We start from the raw sequence: 15,852 nt of genomic DNA, 5'->3' as shown, positions 1-15,852 counted from the left end.
CAGGCAGCGATTTCACCCCGGCCGTCATCCCGGCGAAGGCCGGGATCCATTCTGGGGCAGCGCGCGACGTCTCAATGGATTCCGGCCTTCGCCGGAATGACGAGGTTACCCGGGTGCTTCAACTAGGTGGCGGGGGCCTGGTCGATCCGGCGGCGCGAGACGAAGCCGGTGATGCCGACACCCGCCCACAGCAGGCCGATCACCACCTTGACCACCAGGTTGGTGCCATCGCCCGGGTCCATGAAACCCAGCAGGAGCTGCAGGACGAAGAAGACCGCACCCAGCCAGATGAAGACCGTCAACTGCTTGCGGAAGCTGGCGCGGAAGGTCGACGGGTCGCCCTTGAAACGCGGCCGCACCCACCCCTTCACCACCTTGCCGGTCTCGATCGGCGTGATGATGATCAGCGCGATCGAACAGATGATCTGGATAATCTCGAGCATGCGGCACCTCCCCCAATGACATGGAGGGTACCACAAGCCGCTCGCTAGCTCGATCTTCCGTAGGTCGCCGGAAACAAACCGATTTGGTGAGAGTCCCGACCGATCTAGACCAGATCGGCACCAATCCGGGTGGGCTATCGGGCGCCTCTTGCTATCCTCAGCCGCGGACAAAACGTCCGACCGGCGATGCACAAGCGCCTCACCGGCACAAATGTAACATCCTGCAAAGTACGATGCCGTAGCCCACCACCCCTCGCGGGGGCGTTCGCAATGGGCACTCGAAGAAGGCGAATGGTTTCAAATCCGGGGCTTCTGCACGGCCCGAAAAGCAACTTATGAACGATCTGTGACAGGATCAGCAACCTATCATGGCACCAAGGGCGACCGGCCTGGCGCTGCCACCTCCCCACCCCGACACCTAAAACAGTGAGGCTTAACATGGCTACCTTCAACGGCACCGGCAGCGGCGACATCCTGCCGAACCTGCTGCTCGGCGCGGTCCTCGGCCTGGGCAACGACACGATCAACGGCCTGGAGGGCGACGACCTCCTGATCGGCTGGACCGGCAACGACATCCTGAACGGCGGTGCCGGTGCCGACGCGCTGATCGGCGGCATCCTCAACGTCGTCCTCAATGTGGGCACGCTCGGCATCTCGGGCGTCGACGCCGCGACCTATGCCGGTTCCTCGGCGGCGGTCCACGTCGACCTGAGCGATACCGCTACCCTGAACCTCAGCCTGCTGGGCATCACGCTGGCCCTGACCGGTGCCACGACCGGCCACGGCGGCGATGCCGAGGGCGACACGCTGGCCGGCATCACCAACCTCGCCGGCAGCGCCTTCGACGATTACCTGGGCGGCAACTCCCTGAACAACGCCCTGATCGGCGGCCAGGGCGACGATACGCTGCGCGGTGCGGCCGGTGCCGACACGCTGAACGGCGGCAGCGGCATCGACACCGCGACCTATGCCGGCTCCAATGCCGGGGTCGCCGTCGACCTCTCCACCGGTGCCGCGGCGCTCGGCCATGCGCAGGGCGACGTGCTGATCAGCATCGAGAACCTGATCGGTTCCAGCTTCGGCGACAGCTTCCGCGGTTCGGTGGGGGCCAACCGCCTCGAAGGCCGTGACGGCGACGACGTGATCGATGGGGGCGACGGCAAGGATGCCTTGCTGGGCGGCGCCGGGGTCGACCTGCTGACCGGCGGCACGGGCGATGACTCGTTGAAGGGTGACGATGGCAACGACGTCCTGGCGGGCGGCGACGGCCGTGACCTGCTGGTCGGCGGGGCCGGCGACGACACCATGGCCGGCGGCGCCGGCACCGACATCTATTATGTCGAAGACGTCGGCGACAAGGTCATCGAATTCACCGACGGCGGCAACGAGGACCGGGTCTATGCCTTCGTCTCGACCACGCTGGCGGCCGAGGTCGAGACCCTGGTGCTGCTCGGCAGCGCCACCGACGGCCACGGCAACTACTCGGACAATGCGATCCTGGGCAATGTGCTGGACAACGTCCTGACCGGCGGCGCCGGCTCGGACCAGATCAGCGGCCTGGAAGGCAACGACTTCATCGAAGGCGGCGCCGGCAACGACCGGATCTATGGCGGCGACGGTGCCGATATCTTCAGCTTCGCCTCGCTGGGCGACGGTTCCGACAGCTTGGCCGACTGGAGCGAGGAGGACAGCATCCTCATCGATCTCGAGGCCTTTGGGCTGGCCTCGGCGGCCGGCGTGACCGTGGTCAACGGCACCTCCGCCGTCGGCCTGACCGGCGACGTGCTGTTCTACCAGACCAACACCGCGCGGCTCTATTTCCACGACGGCGACACGGGCGAGATGACCCGCTTCGCGACCCTGGGCACCAAGCCGGCGGACCTCGCCCTCTCGGACTTCCTGTTCGCCTGATGGCAGCCGGCCCGGGGCGGACCCACCGCCCCGGGCCGGCTACATCACCCTCGACGCGCCCGCACCCATACGCTATGAGAACCGCCTGCCGCTGGACAGGTGGCCGAGTGGTTTAAGGCAGCGGTCTTGAAAACCGCCGTGGGGCAACTCACCGTGGGTTCGAATCCCACCCTGTCCGCCACATCGCCGCTTGAGCTTTTGGCAAGCTGGCGAAACAAGTGGCACTATCGCGGCATGAAGCACGATCAACTTTGCGCAATTGGTCACAACCTCGCTGATTCGATGGCGAGCGGATTGGGCTTTGTCATTGGCTATCATCCAATGGACGTGTTCGGTGAAGCGGCCTCCTCGCCAGGAGGTGTAATCGAAATTGACTTGCTGAATGGACGGGTAGTTCGGGGAATGCCTCGCAAAGCCTCACAGCGGCTGCCGCGCGCTTCGCTGAGGTTCTTCCCACATTCTGCAAAAGCAACGGAGCGCAAACGAAGGACTTTGAGGCGCTTTCAGCTACGTTCGACGCGACGGGACTTGAGCGAAGGGTGTTGGTCACGGTTTCCGATCGTAACGGTCACCAATCAGTTACCGAGTATGCAGGAGTGCCGCTGAAGCGTTTGAGGGTGCTGGACAGCCTCGGCCGCGTGCGGCGCACGCCAAGGCGAACTATAGCATCGGGTTGAATTGGGATGAGGTCCTTATTGCCCTATCTTTTTACTGTTGAAAACACAAAATTGATAATAACCTTATTTCTTGAGACCTTCGGCACATTGATAGGGCGTCATGAATAATTTCATTTCCGGCCTATTGGCGTGCTTGATGTGTGTGGTCTTTTCCGCGCAAGAAAGTTATGCCGCTTGGATAACCGATTATAAAGGAACCTTGGGAGGAAAAAATATCGGCCTTTCCATTACTACAGAAAACCAGAACTACGCGGTTGATTATAGCAATATAGTAGAGATTCATTATTTCTACACCCAATATCTACAAGATATTCCGCTGCAATTAAAAAGCAAGCAAGGAAGATACATCTCACTTGAAGAATATGATCGGCAAGGAAAACTCGTTGGAACGTTTAATCTGACATTTGCAATACAAGACCCACAAAAGCATTTCAGCAGCAAAGAGGATCTGAATGCAGAGGTGTTAGTTGGAACGTGGGATCGCGCAGATGGAAAAGAAAATTACCCAGTTTACCTGATAATTGACGATATGGTTTCTGGTGATGGAAAAGGTGGTCGTTGTAATTTGGATGGACAGGGTTATAGCCGGCTTCAAGAGAAGGTAAAGAGATTTCACACGGCAGCAGTGAACGGTGATGTCAAGATTCTCGAAGAGGAATTTAGCTTTTCTCTCCCAGAATCTCCAGAATGGAGAGCAGAAATCGCCAAAGCCGTGCCCCATGACTTGTTTTGCAATTATCAGGGATACATGCTTGGCAGCGGAATCATGTGGTTTGATGGTGATGGAAACATTATCAATTAGCGAAGAACCATCAAACTGGGGCGGCCCCTATCGCCCCGATGCCATCCGCCGCGGCAGCTAAATCACTCAGCCGCGGCGACATGCAGCGACACGTTCAGCGCTTTCATGACGCCCAGCAGTGTCGACAGCTTCGGGTCGCCCTCCGCGCTCAACGCGCGGTACAGGGCCTCCCTGGTGATGCCGGCATCCTTGGCGACCTGGGTCATGCCACGGGCGCGGGCGATGACGCCCAGAGCGGCCGCGATATAGGAGGCGTTGCCGGTCTGGAAGGCATCGTCGAGGAGTTCGGCCTGCGCTTGCGGACGGTCCAGATAGAGGGACGCGTCGAAGGGCAGGACTTTGGTGGACATGGTCAAACCTCCAGCTCTCCGGCCATCTTCTTGGCTCGCTTGATGTCTTTCAATCCCCCCGTCTGGCGAACTGAACCGCGCCGGGTTGCGGGGGGGGGCCGGTTGCGCCGCACGAAGTCGGACGCTGACGTCGGGCGGCCGAAATAGTACCGTTGCGGCTGTTTCAATCTTGGGGAAGGTTGAGACTGCGTCAAACCCGGGGGAAGATCGTGAAGCAGCTTGTTGCTTGGGCTTGGTTGGGCGCTTTTTTGCTGCTTTGCCAGGGCGCCCTGCCATGGCTTGCCGCCCCGGCCCACGCGCAAGACGATCCGTTGGGTGTCGTCTGGCAGGAAAGCGAGGGCGGCGGATCCTGGCAGGCGGTCTGGACACGCCGGGGTTCCACCAGCACCTTCGACGCCTCCTGGAACGGCGGCCGGGTGACGGCGGTCCTGATGATTTCTCGCGTCGGCAACCAGGTTACGATCGCCCGGCGCGAAAGCAGCGACGGCAACAACTGCGACTATACGGGCACCGTGTCGGGCGCATCGGTTTCGGGCACTTACTTCTGTGGCAACGGCGGTCCCTACGAGTGGTCGGCAACGATCGGGCAAGGCTTTGCGGCCGACACCAGGACGGTTTCGCCGGGCGACGTCGCCCAATGTGCGTCCCGACAGGATGCCCAGGACGAACTGGTGCTGCGCGCCCGCGCCGCGCAGACGACGGTCGCCATGCTGCTGGAGCTTCGGACAGCGCTGGACGCGGCCTACGAAGCAAATCGCGAGCAGTTCGTGGTCAGCGGCACGCTCGATGCCGCGATGCTCGCCGCAGGCTGGCCGATGGGCAAGGGCATCCAGGAATGGCTGCTCGGCAAGGCAGAGAACACCTTCGCCGAGAAGCTGCTGAAAGCCGGGCTCAAAGCGGTCGAGAAAAACCTGATCAGGGACGCACTGCTGGAAGGCGCGTTCCGGGAGGCGACGCTGGCACCTGCCGCCGGCCTCGACGTCGATCTCGCCTTGGCGAAGGAAGCGGTAAAAATCCGCCTCAAGGATCTGCTCGGGGAAGAGGCCGCCATGTCGGTCTTCGTCTTCTACGACCTGATGAAGTTCAGCAGTGCACAGCTCAAAGGCATGAACGTACTCGACGCCTATCGTCACAAGATCAACGAGGTCGAACTGAACATCCGCATGCAGGAACAGCTCAACCGCGACCGGGTCGGTATCGCGGAGGCGGCGGCGCGGGCGGTCGACCAGTGCCTCTATTCGGTGTCGCTGGGCAGCGCCCCCGACCCTGCCGAGTACAACTGGCAAAGCGTCCAGGCCTATCTGGGCCGCAAGTGACGTAGCGCGCCCGTCCTCGCGGCGCGGCGTCAGGCCTTCGGCCTAGTCGGATTGTATCTGGTGGCCGTCAGCCGGTCGGACACAGCACAGGACTTTGTGTCACGGAATCCAGCGTCGCGCAGGGCGGCTCTGATGGGGCCGTCACCATAGGTGACGCCTTTGCCCTTGGGATAGACGGCCCAGACGGGAAGGTCGGGGCATCGAGCCTGTGCCGCCCGAGCCACCGCGAGATCCTCGGGCCCGTCGATGCGGGCGACGATCATCGCGGCCTTGGCGAGGTCGCCGGTCAACGCGCCCTCCAGTGCCTCGATCAGCGCCGCATCGTCACACGTTCCGATCAGGACCGCCATTGCGCCCTTGCCGAGTCCCAGCTTGGCGCGCAGGCTCGGCGGCGGCGTGGCGATCGCCTTGGCCCATGCTTCAGCAACTTTACTGCCGAGATGAAGGCAAACCACTTCTCCGGCACAGGTGAAGCGAAGGCGGTCGCCGTCCACTCTCACGTCCTCGATTTCCGCCCTCGGCAAGCGCCGCCGGATCTCGCCGCGCAGGATCAGTTCATGGCTTTCGAGCAAGACTTTCACCTCGGCGACTTTCGTGCCGACTTCCGCACGCGCCAGTACTTCACGCCCCATCTGCCATCTCCGAGCCTTCCGACCACCTTGGACTGCACCCCTTCGGTCAGACAGTCAAATCAGGGATCGTTGGTTGAAATTGCAGGAACGCCATACCCCCTCGCCCACCAACCCCGTCTGGCGAACCGCCCCGCCTTGCGCTAGCTTCCCGGCATGATCCCGATTGCCTTGCCGCCTGTGCCGTTGATGTCCTGACCACGGCGGATGCGCTGGAGAAGGCCGCCAGGTCGCGGGCCCATGCCCGGGCGTGGTTCGAGGGCCGGGCGGCGGGGCGGCCGATGCCGGTTGGGGTGGCGGTGCCGCCGGCGCACCCTGCCCGGCCGCTGAAGCCCGATCTTCTGGCGCCGCGCGAGGTGGCGCGGCGCCGGCCCGGGTCGGCCCAGGGGCGGACGGCGCTGCTCCATGCGGTTGCCCATATCGAGCTGAATGCCATCGACCTGCATTGGGACATCATCGCCCGGTTCACGGCAACGCCCTTGCCGCTGGCCTTTTACGACGACTGGGTGCGGACGGCGGATGAGGAAGCCAAGCACTTCGGCCTGCTCAACGATTGCCTGCTCGCCCGGGGAAGCTTCTATGGCGCGTTGCCTGCCCATGCGCAGATGTGGTGCGCCGCGCAGGATACGGCGGGCGACCTGATGGCGCGCCTCGCGGTGGTGCCCATCATCCTCGAGGCGCGGGGCCTCGACGTTACGCCGCCCATGATCGAGATGTTCCGCAAGGCCGGGCAGCCCGACGCCGTCGCCGCGCTGGAGACGATCTATGCCGAAGAGGTCGGCCATGTCGCCCATGGCGCCAGATGGTTCCGCTTCCTGTGCGAGGGCGCCGGCCTGCCCGCGCGCGAGACCTTCCACGCCCTCGCGCGGCGCCATTTCCACGGCGCCCTGAAGCCGCCCTTCAACGAGCCCAAACGCGCGCAGGCGGGCGTGCCGCCCGATTTCTACTGGCCGCTGGTGGCAGAGACCGCTTGAATATTCTGTCCATGGGCGTGGCCGGGGGGGGCGATGATGCGCGTGCGAAGCTGGTGGCAGGCGAGCGTGATGCTTGCCGGGTTCATCGGGTGCCTGAGCCGGCCCGGCGGTGCGGCGGAGCTGCAAAACCCACCGGACATGCGGCGGGACGCCGACGGCCGTTTCGAACTTACGGCCCGGCAGGGGACCTACACGATCACGGGCGGCGGCGCGCCGATCCGGGTCGACACCCGCAGCTTCGCGCAAACGGCAGACGGCCCGCTGGTCGGCCCCACACTCAGGATCCGCGGCGGCGATACGCTGAAACTGCATCTTCGCAACGAGCTGACCTACGACCCGGCACAGGGCGACGCGTTCATGAGCGACACCCTGCCCCACGGCTTCGACGTGCTGAACGTCCATTACCACGGCTTGCACGTCACCCCGGTCAGCCCGGGCGACAATGTCCTCCTGAACGTCTATCCGAAAGACACGACCGACGAGGAACTGGCCGCCTGCAAACACGAGGTGCACGACGACGCAGAGCACCGCCACGTCTGCTTCGCCGGCGACTACGACTATTCGTTCGAGCTTCCGGGCGATCACACCGCCGGCACCTACTGGTATCATCCCCACAAGCACGGCGCCGTCGCCATGCACCTGGCGAGCGGCCTGGCCGGCGCCCTGATCATCGAGGATCCGGCGCACGGGCTGGATAGCCTTGCGGCGGTAAAGGCGGCGGCTGAAAAGGTCGTCGTCATCAACGAAATCATGTACCGCGATCCCGGCACGACGGGCGGCGTCAACGTCGTCGACTGCCTGGGTGTCTACGGCTTCATGTCGGCGTGCAGATACGATCCCCCGCTGCCGCCACCCCCGCCCGACCCGCCGGCCGCCAACGTGAAACTGTCCGTCAACGGTCAGTTCAATCCCACCATCACCCTGCGCACCGGCGAAGCGCAGGTCTGGCGCGTGCTGAATGCTGCGGTCGGCAACGTCGTGCCCTTCTGCCTGGTCCCGATGCCGGGCACGGCTGCGCCGGCGCCGTCCCTGTTCGTGCTCGGCGTGGACGGCATCCCCGTGCAACGCCCGGCCAGCGTCGACGGCGCAGCCGATCTGCCGATCGCCCTCAAGGCGCCGGTCTACGACCTGTCGGGTGCGGCGGCGGCGAGCGACGCGGTGACCAATGAGATCGGCCTGCTGGCGCCCGGCCAGCGCCTGGACCTGATGGTCCAGGGCGCGGCCCAGCCCGGCTACTATGTGCTGCTGCAGCCCGATCCCAGCGCCCAGCAGCAGCCCACCATGGACCAGCTTTGCGCGACGCCGACGCAAGCGCTGATCGATGGTGCCGCATGGGACCGGCAAGTGGTGATGTACGTCGACGTCGTGGCGCCCGGCACCGGCGATGCCTACAACAAGGACGTGCCGACGCAGGCCCAGCTCAACGCGCTGCGCCGGCCGACGCCGCTGGCCGATGCCGAGGACCGGCCACCTGCCCCCACCCAGGGCGTGGTGTTCGGCTTCTCGTCACAGACCTTCTCGCCGGCGACCAACGGGGCCTCCACCGTCAACGGGCGGCCGTTCAACCTGCAACGCACGCAGCGTTTCCTGAAACTCGACCAGATGGACCTGTGGTCGGTGCAGAGCGCGTCCGACGCCCACATGTTCCACATCCACATCAACCCGTTCCAGGTCTTCCAGCGGGGCAACGTGGCCTTCGCCTTCCCCGTCTGGCGCGACACCGCGCTGGTCAACTGCAACTCGGCGACCTCAGGATGCAGTTTCCCGGCGGCTTGAGCAAGCAGTCGACCGTGCAGACGCCGGAGATCGTGCAATTCCTCAGCCGCGCAGTGGACTTCACCGGCGCCATGGTCCTGCATTGTCACAACGTGGACCATGAGGACAACGGCATGATGGAACTGGTGGAGATCGTGAAATAGCGTCCGGCCGGTCCGGGCTGTTGGGATTTTCCATCGCCACCTTGGGCGCAGCCTTCGCGGTCATGCGGCGCGCATCCCCTCGACGGTCCTGGGCACGCGCAGGCCCATCGCCAGCCACGCGCCGAGCAGCTTCCACATGAAGCGGCCCGAATGGGTCTTGTAGTTGGGAATATCGCCGGGCAACTCGACGCCTGCGCGGCGATCGCCGGTCATGACCCGCATCTCCAGCGGCGGGGCGCCTTCGGTCAGGCGGTCGCGGTAAAGCGACAGCCAGTGGCCCTTGGTGAATTCCAGGAACATCGGCGAGTTGCAGCAGGCGGCGACCATGCGGCGCGTCGTGGAGTCGGGCTTCAGCCGATGCTCCTCCAGCCGATCGGCCCCTTTCACGCAGCGGACGCGGTCCTTGCGGTGAAGAACGAAATTGGTTCCGCCGTCGGCGGTCAGCACGGGCGGCGCATGGTCAAGCTGCTCGAACCGCCGGCCCGCCTCCTGGCAGCTCGTGCAGTAGCAGGCCGCCGTCACGATGGGCGCCCCTGCCGCCTCGAACACAACCGCGCCGCACCGGCAGGCGGCGGTCAGGGACTTGTGCTGCTTCGCGCTCATCGCGCTCTCCCCGTTTTCATCTTGAATCAAACTGGACGGTCCAGTACTAAGAGTCAATCGGGATTGGGGGAGCGCGATGGTAAATACGGCGGAGAAAGACGGCCCCACCCGCTCCCAGCGCAAGCGCCAGGCGATCCTCGGTGCCGCCACCGACCTGTTCCTGCAGCACGGTTATCTGGGAACCCAGATGGACGAGGTCGCCGCGCGGGCGGCGGTGTCGAAGCAGACCGTCTACAAGCAGTTCGTGGGCAAGGAGGCGCTCTTCGTCGAGATCGTCAGCAGCATGACACGGGTCGCCGGCGACAAGGTTCAGCGCGAGATCAGCGAACTGGGCGAGCGGGACGATCCGGGGAAGGAATTGCTGGCCTATGCCGAGCGCCAGCTCACCGTGGTGCTGACGCCGCGGCTGATGCAGTTGCGCCGTCTGGTCATCGGCGAGGCAAGCCGGTTTCCGGCCTTGGGCAAAGCACTTCACGAGGGTGGGCCGGCCCGTGCCATCGCGGGCCTCGCCTCGGCCTTCGCACGCTGGTCGGCGCGCGGCCTGCTGAGGGTCGACGATGCGCCGAGGGCCGCCGCGCAATTCAACTGGCTGGTCATGGGCGAGCCGGTGAACCGGGCGATGCTGCTGGGCGATGCGGCCATTCCCGGCCCCGCGGCCCTGCGGCGCCAGGCGGCCGACGGCGTCCGCGTGTTTCTTGCCGCCTATGGCACGCGACCATAGGGCGTATGCCGGCGGATCGAACACGATCTGCAAGAAATACGTGCTATAACCCGCACTCGATTGCATGGCTGTCGGGGGGATAGGCCAATGAGCGTGGTTGCGGAACTGAGCCTGCCTGACGGCACGGTCATCGCCTTCAACGAGCACTTTTTCGACGACGATCCGGGCAGCGGCTGGGTCGACTATTTTCTCTACCAGATAGCCGAAGTCATCGCGGGCCCGCCCCGGCCGAGCGTCTACATCTACGATTTCGAGTATCTGCATGCCGAGCCCACGCAGACAGACGACGACGGCTTCGATTACGACTACCGGAAAAACATCGACGTCGTTAATCAGGATTTCGCCGCGTTCGATAACCTGACCTATCTGACCACCTACGAAGTCGAGACGACGACGACCTATTACTATTACGACAAGGACGATGTTTTCTATTTTTCGAGCCGTATCGAGCTGGTCTATGTCGGCTCCGGTGACCCCGTCACCACCGTGCTCGACACCAGCAACATCACCCCCGCCTACCTGCTGGACCAGCCGGGCGACAAGGTCGGCGCCTTGTGGGTCGACGCGGCCGGGGCCGATGACTTCACCCTCGCCTGGGCGACGATCGGCAATGATGGCCGGGTAACCCGTCGGGTCGAAACGATCGACCAGGCGCAGGTCGAAACCAGCCCGACCCTGCAGGGCTTCCAAATCGCCGGCGCCGCCCTGGGCGCCGATGGCACGCTGGCGGTCGCGCTCAGGATCGACGGCGCGATCTTCCTGGCCGGGCTCTCGCCGCGGTTCGACCTCGTCAGCCCGGTTGAGGCGGTCGACGGGGGCAGCGATGGCGAGCTCATCAGTCTCCTTGCCCTGCCGGGGGGCGGCTTTGCCATCGCAACCGTCGTCCATGATGGCGGCGGCAACGGGGCGACCGTCTATCTTCGCGCCTACGACGAGCATTTCGACCGCTTCGGTGCGCAGCTTGTCGTCGCCATCGCCGATTGGGGCGGCGCCTTCCTGACCGTTCTGGAGGGCGGCGATGTCCAGCTCTCGTGGTCGGAAGGCGGCAGTTCCCACAGCCAGGTCTTCGACCTCGCCGGCATCGTCGACGTCGGCGGCGAGGCCGCCGATACGCTGATCGGCACATCGTGGAGCGATAGCCTCTCGGGCGCCGGCGGCAATGACGAGATCATCGGCAACGGCGGCGCCGACACGCTCTACGGCAACGAAGGCAACGATATCCTCGTCGGCGGCCTGGGGGCCGACCTGCTGGACGGCGGCACCGGCAACGATATTGCCCGCTATGACACCAAGGTCACGGTCAACCTGTCGGACAGCAGCAAGAGCACGGGCGCCGCCGCCGGCGACACCTATGTTTCGGTCGAGCAGATCCGGGGCTCGGCAGAAAACGACCGCCTGGAAGGCAATGGCGCCAACAATTCGTTCCAGGGCCGGGCGGGAGATGACGTGCTCTCGGGCGGGGCGGGCGACGATCTGCTGGTCGGCAATGCCGGCGCCGACCGGTTGCGCGGCGGGGCCGGCGCCGATCAGTTCCGCTTCGACCGGCCGAGCGATGGCGGCGACATCATCGCCGACTTCACCGTGGGCAGCGATATCATCGCGGTTCGCGCCGGCGGCTTCGGGATCAGCACCATTGCCCTGGTATCGGCAGCGGTTCCGGCCCCTGCGGGGTCGGCCCCCGTGTTCCTGTTCTCGACCGGCGACGGCATCCTGTCGTTCGACAGCGATGGCACAGGGGGCGGCGCTGCGGTCGTGATTGCCCAATTGACCGGCGTTCACGCCCTGTCGACCAGCGACCTCGTGCTGATCGCCTGATCTTCCGGCGGGGCGCGCGCTAGGACTCGCCTGCCCCGCCCCACAGCTCGGGCATGTCGACGGATACGGTCAGCCAGTGGGTGTGCGACACCGGATCGGTGACGGTGACGGCGAAGCGCAGGACGAGTTCCTTGCGGTTCCATCCCGCGGGCGGCCGGGCCCAGATCGCCTGGCGCAGCGTGCCGTCGAAGCCCGGCTCCGCGGCCGGGACAATCGCCATTGATGATATCTTGTCAGTTACGAACCGGGGGCGGTGGCTGCGCCCCTCGGGGCCGGTCACCCATTCCAGGACATCGGTGATCAGGGTCGCCTTGGGCCTGTCGACCCGAACCTGCTCGAGCCGGATCGGGCGGCTGAAGATGTTCTGGATGGTGATGTCGATCTCGAATTCGTCGGGCGGGGTTTCGCCGTCGATCGCCGCGGTGATGCGCGGCAGATGTTCGCGCAGGCGACGCGCACGCCAGCGCAGGCCGCCCACGGCGGCGGCAAAGGCCAGCACGGCGCCCAGCGCCCATGGCCACAAGTCCAGGCTGCTCTGCATCGGCGGCCTTAGGCTTGACTGAATTCGCGGTCGTTGCCGCGGCGCACCTCGATCGTTGTTCCTGTCCCGGCAAGCATCATCCACCTCACCCCGACAATCGCCCCATTGCGCCATGGGTGTGGCCCGCGCGCAAGCGCCCGCAACCGAAAAGGACATTCGGACGCAGTGCAAACCCGCGAACCGGCCCAAACCCGCGGCTCCGCTCGATGGTCGAGGCCGGCTACTGCAGCGACGGTTCGGCGCGCAGCCGCTCGACCGCGTAATCGACAAAGGCGCGCACCCGCGCGCTGGCGCGCCGGCCCTCGGGATGCACGATGTGGATCGGGATCGGCGGCGGCTCGAAATCTTCCAGCACGATCACCAGCCGGCCGGCCGCAACCTCGGCGGCCGACTGGTAGGACAACACCCGGGTGAAGCCCCGGCCGGCCACCGCCGCGGCGACGGCGACATCGGCGGTGTTCACCGTCAGCCGGTGCGCCACGCCGATGGTCTCGGTCCGGCCGGCGACGGGAAAGCTCCAGCCCGGCGGCGAGACACCGCCGCCGAAAGCGATGCTGTCCCGGCCTTCGAGGTTGCCGGGCCGGACCGGCACGCCGTGGGCCGCGAGGAAGCCGGGCGAGGCACAGACGACGCGCCGCAGCCACCCGACGCGTGCGGCACTCAGCGAGGAATCGGCCAGGTTGGCGATGCGCACGGCGACGTGCAGCCCCTCCTCGACCAGGTCCACGACCCGGTCGACCAGCAGCAGCCGCGCCGTGACCCGCGGGTGGCGGGCCTGGAAATCGAACACCAGCGGGGCCACGAACAGGCGCCCGAACATGACCGGGGCGGTTACGGCCAGTTGCCCGGCCGGCTCGCCGTGGCTGCCCGCGGCCGAGGCTTCCGCCTCGGCGATTTCCGCCAGGATGCGCTTGCAGTCCACGAGGTAATGGGTGCCGGCCTCGGTCAGGCGGACGACACGGGTCGTGCGCTGCAGCAGGCGGGTGCCGATCCGCTCCTCGATGGCGGCGATGGCACGGGTCACCGCCGGCGGCGACAGGCCCAGGAGACGTGCCGCGGCGGCAAAGCCGCCGGCATCGGCAACGGCGACAAAGGCGCGCATGGTGTCGAGACTGTCCAACAGATTATTCCGCCAAATGGAATGGTCATATGCCAATTGTGGCCGTTCACCATGCCCTGGGCAATGAATAAGCTCCTGCCGTGCTTCAGGGAGAGCAAGATGACCATGCCTGCCGCGCCGGACCAACCTTTCCACATTGGCGAACGTGCCCTTCAGCTCAAGGCCGGGGTGCGCGACCGCCTCGAACAGATCGGTCCGCTCGCCCTGCGCGACCACATGCCCGATCAGCACCGGGAATTGTTCGGCAGGCTGCCGTTCCTGATCCTGGGCGCACTCGACGATGCCGACCGGCCGTGGGCGACCATGCTGGTGGGCGCGCCGGGCTTCGTCACCACGCCCGATGCCTGGACCATGCGCATCGATGCCCTGCCCGGCCGGGGCGATCCGCTGGCGGGCGTGCTCGCGGCCGGCAGCCCGGTCGGCCTGCTGGGCATCCAGTTGGAGACGCGGCGGCGCAACCGCATGAACGGCATGATCGAGGCGGCGGACGAGGTCGGCTTTACCGTCCATGTCGGCCAGAGCTTCGGTAACTGCCCGCAATACATCCAGGCCCGTGAGCCGCGTCGCGTGGCCGGCGGCGAACCGCTGGCGCGGCGCGAGACAGCGCTGCTCTCGCCCACGGCGACGGCCATGATCGAGGCGGCCGACACCTTCTTCATCGCCAGTGCCGCGCCCGCTGCCCGTCTGGGCCGGCCGGCCGAGGGGGTCGACGTCTCCCACCGCGGCGGCAAGCCGGGCTTTGTCCGGGTCACGGCGGCGGCCGGCGGCACGGTGCTGACCGCACCGGACTTCAACGGCAATTCCTTCTTCAACACCTTCGGCAATCTGGTGCTGAATCCCCGGGCCGGCCTGCTGTTCGTCGACTTTTCCACGGGCGACGTGCTCGCCCTGACCGGCGAGGCGGAGGTGATCTGGGACGGGCCCGAGCTTGACGCCTTCACCGGCGCCGAGCGGCTGCTGCGCCTGCGCGTAACCGAAGGCATGTCGATCGCCGGCGCCCTGCCCCTGCGCTGGTCGCCGCCCGAGGCGGCCCGCCAACTGGCGGCGACCGGCTCGTGGGACGAGGTTGCCCGGGCCCTTTGAGCCCTTAGGCCGGCTTGGCCGCCTCGTAGACCGGCATCACCGAGGGGATCTGCTGCTGCAGCCGCCCGATGCGGTTGGCTTCCGACGGGTGGGTCGACATGAATTCCAGCGGCTGGCCCGGCTGCTTGGCATTCTCGACCGCCATGCGCTGCCACAGGGTGACCGCGGCATTGGGGTCGTAGCCGGCCTTGGCCATGGTGACCAGGCCGCCCGAATCCGCCTCGTATTCCTGATCGCGCGAGAACGGCAGCACGATGCCGTAGGAGACGCCGGCGCCCAGGATGCCCGCAACCTCGGGCGTCACGGTCACGCCGCTGGCCCCCAGGCCGACCTGGGCGATCTGCGCGCCCAGACTGCCGGCACGCTCGGCCCCGATGCGCTGGGCGGCGTGATGGTTGGCGACGTGAGTGACCTCGTGGCCCAGAACCGCGGCGAGCTGGGCATCGTCCTGGGCGATCTGCAACAGGCCGCGATAGACGCCGATCCTGCCGCCCGGCAGGGCAAAGGCGTTCACCTCGGGGCTGTCGAACAGCGCGAATTCCCAATTATAGGCACTGCCCAGGCCCGAAGCGTCGACGACCTTGCGCGCCACCCGGTCGACCTGCTGGGTGCCCGCGGTGTCGGTCGAGAGCTTTTCCTTCTGGCGCAGATCCGTCCAGGTCTGCTGGCCCAGCATGTTCAATTCCTGATCGGTGGGCGCCAGGGCCCGTGTCAGGCCATTGTCGCCGGCACAGGCGGAAACCGCGCCGGCCGTGGCGCCCACGGCGACGAAACCGAGGAAGCGCCGGCGGGAGAAACAGCAACCGAATCCGAGGCAGACATGCATTGGAAACCCATCCACAGAAATTGCCGCCAACCCATAGTGAGAACCTGGATGGGCCGGCGTGGTTCCCTCAGCGTCGCCCGGACTTCCCCACGCGCGATATTGCCCGGCCGCCTTCAATTTTT

General features: G+C 65.8%; 16 protein-coding genes and 1 tRNA gene. 10 read left to right on the top strand and 7 right to left on the bottom strand.

The window, feature by feature from the left end; all coding sequences use genetic code 11:
* Positions 1-122: 122 nt before the first annotated feature.
* Positions 123-443, bottom strand: coding sequence for a hypothetical protein (locus tag D3874_RS10270; protein ID WP_119778004.1), 321 nt, complete (start codon positions 441-443; stop codon positions 123-125).
* A 438-nt stretch (positions 444-881) separates the two neighbouring features.
* Here D3874_RS10270 and D3874_RS10265 point away from each other — a divergent pair, with 438 nt between their 5' ends.
* The 3 genes from D3874_RS10265 (at position 882) to D3874_RS27930 (ending at position 3,833) form a co-directional block, all read left to right on the top strand.
* Complete coding sequence (locus D3874_RS10265; protein WP_119778003.1) at positions 882-2,354, top strand: calcium-binding protein; 1,473 nt, start codon at positions 882-884, stop codon at positions 2,352-2,354.
* A gap of 93 nt (positions 2,355-2,447) precedes the next feature.
* Positions 2,448-2,535, top strand: a tRNA-Ser gene (locus tag D3874_RS10260).
* 596 nt (positions 2,536-3,131) lie between these two features.
* On the top strand, positions 3,132-3,833 hold the full coding sequence (locus D3874_RS27930) for a hypothetical protein (RefSeq protein WP_147385615.1): 702 nt from the start codon (positions 3,132-3,134) through the stop codon (positions 3,831-3,833).
* A 62-nt stretch (positions 3,834-3,895) separates the two neighbouring features.
* Here D3874_RS27930 and D3874_RS10255 read toward each other — a convergent pair whose 3' ends face one another.
* Positions 3,896-4,183, bottom strand: a complete 288-nt coding sequence (locus tag D3874_RS10255) for an addiction module antidote protein (RefSeq protein ID WP_119782240.1) — start codon at positions 4,181-4,183, stop codon at positions 3,896-3,898.
* Positions 4,184-4,392: 209 nt separating this feature from the next.
* On the opposite strand from D3874_RS10255, the gene D3874_RS10250 reads away from it, so the two are divergent.
* Entirely contained in the window at positions 4,393-5,499 is a 1,107-nt protein-coding gene (locus D3874_RS10250) for a hypothetical protein (protein ID WP_147385614.1), read from the top strand.
* Between the two features lie 29 nt (positions 5,500-5,528).
* Here the strand turns inward: D3874_RS10250 and D3874_RS10245 are convergent, their stop codons facing one another.
* Positions 5,529-6,131, bottom strand: coding sequence for a hypothetical protein (locus D3874_RS10245; RefSeq protein WP_119778001.1), 603 nt, complete (start codon positions 6,129-6,131; stop codon positions 5,529-5,531).
* A 92-nt stretch (positions 6,132-6,223) separates the two neighbouring features.
* Between D3874_RS10245 and D3874_RS10240 the strand changes: the two genes are divergently transcribed.
* The 3 genes from D3874_RS10240 to D3874_RS28490 are packed head-to-tail and all read left to right on the top strand — an operon-like array spanning position 6,224 to position 9,021.
* The gene (locus D3874_RS10240; RefSeq protein WP_119778000.1) at positions 6,224-7,102 is read left to right on the top strand and encodes a ferritin-like domain-containing protein; all 879 of its coding nucleotides are present in this window, start codon (positions 6,224-6,226) and stop codon (positions 7,100-7,102) included.
* Positions 7,103-7,135: 33 nt separating this feature from the next.
* A complete protein-coding gene (locus tag D3874_RS10235; RefSeq protein WP_119777999.1) occupies positions 7,136-8,878 on the top strand; it encodes a multicopper oxidase family protein in 1,743 nt (580 codons plus the stop codon).
* Positions 8,875-9,021 carry a multicopper oxidase domain-containing protein gene (locus D3874_RS28490; protein ID WP_158595928.1) on the top strand — a complete coding sequence of 49 codons (147 nt, stop codon included), beginning with the start codon at positions 8,875-8,877 and terminating at the stop codon, positions 9,019-9,021. Before D3874_RS10235 ends, D3874_RS28490 begins: the two co-directional genes overlap by 4 nt.
* 60 nt (positions 9,022-9,081) lie before the next feature.
* Here D3874_RS28490 and D3874_RS10230 read toward each other — a convergent pair whose 3' ends face one another.
* The gene (locus D3874_RS10230) at positions 9,082-9,624 is read right to left on the bottom strand and encodes a GFA family protein (RefSeq protein ID WP_199699013.1); all 543 of its coding nucleotides are present in this window, start codon (positions 9,622-9,624) and stop codon (positions 9,082-9,084) included.
* A gap of 76 nt (positions 9,625-9,700) precedes the next feature.
* Between D3874_RS10230 and D3874_RS10225 the strand changes: the two genes are divergently transcribed.
* The gene (locus D3874_RS10225) at positions 9,701-10,345 is read left to right on the top strand and encodes a TetR/AcrR family transcriptional regulator (RefSeq protein WP_119777998.1); all 645 of its coding nucleotides are present in this window, start codon (positions 9,701-9,703) and stop codon (positions 10,343-10,345) included.
* 87 nt (positions 10,346-10,432) lie between these two features.
* The gene (locus tag D3874_RS31150; RefSeq protein ID WP_119777997.1) at positions 10,433-12,160 is read left to right on the top strand and encodes a calcium-binding protein; all 1,728 of its coding nucleotides are present in this window, start codon (positions 10,433-10,435) and stop codon (positions 12,158-12,160) included.
* Between the two features lie 19 nt (positions 12,161-12,179).
* Here D3874_RS31150 and D3874_RS10215 read toward each other — a convergent pair whose 3' ends face one another.
* Positions 12,180-12,701, bottom strand: a complete 522-nt coding sequence (locus D3874_RS10215; RefSeq protein ID WP_119777996.1) for a hypothetical protein — start codon at positions 12,699-12,701, stop codon at positions 12,180-12,182.
* 220 nt (positions 12,702-12,921) lie between these two features.
* Positions 12,922-13,821: a LysR family transcriptional regulator gene (locus D3874_RS10210; RefSeq protein ID WP_119777995.1), complete on the bottom strand. Its 900-nt coding sequence runs from the start codon at positions 13,819-13,821 to the stop codon at positions 12,922-12,924.
* A gap of 99 nt (positions 13,822-13,920) precedes the next feature.
* Between D3874_RS10210 and D3874_RS10205 the strand changes: the two genes are divergently transcribed.
* On the top strand, positions 13,921-14,904 hold the full coding sequence (locus D3874_RS10205; protein WP_199699012.1) for a pyridoxamine 5'-phosphate oxidase family protein: 984 nt from the start codon (positions 13,921-13,923) through the stop codon (positions 14,902-14,904).
* 4 nt (positions 14,905-14,908) lie between these two features.
* On the opposite strand, the gene D3874_RS10200 is transcribed toward D3874_RS10205, so the two are convergent.
* Complete coding sequence (locus tag D3874_RS10200; protein ID WP_119777994.1) at positions 14,909-15,730, bottom strand: M48 family metallopeptidase; 822 nt, start codon at positions 15,728-15,730, stop codon at positions 14,909-14,911.
* Between the last annotated feature and the right edge of the window lie 122 nt (positions 15,731-15,852).

The organism is Oleomonas cavernae, from assembly GCF_003590945.1.
Lineage (GTDB): Bacteria > Pseudomonadota > Alphaproteobacteria > Zavarziniales > Zavarziniaceae > Zavarzinia > Zavarzinia cavernae.
The sequence above is the reverse complement of the archived record's forward strand: the minus strand, read 5'-3'. Positions and strand labels throughout refer to the sequence as shown.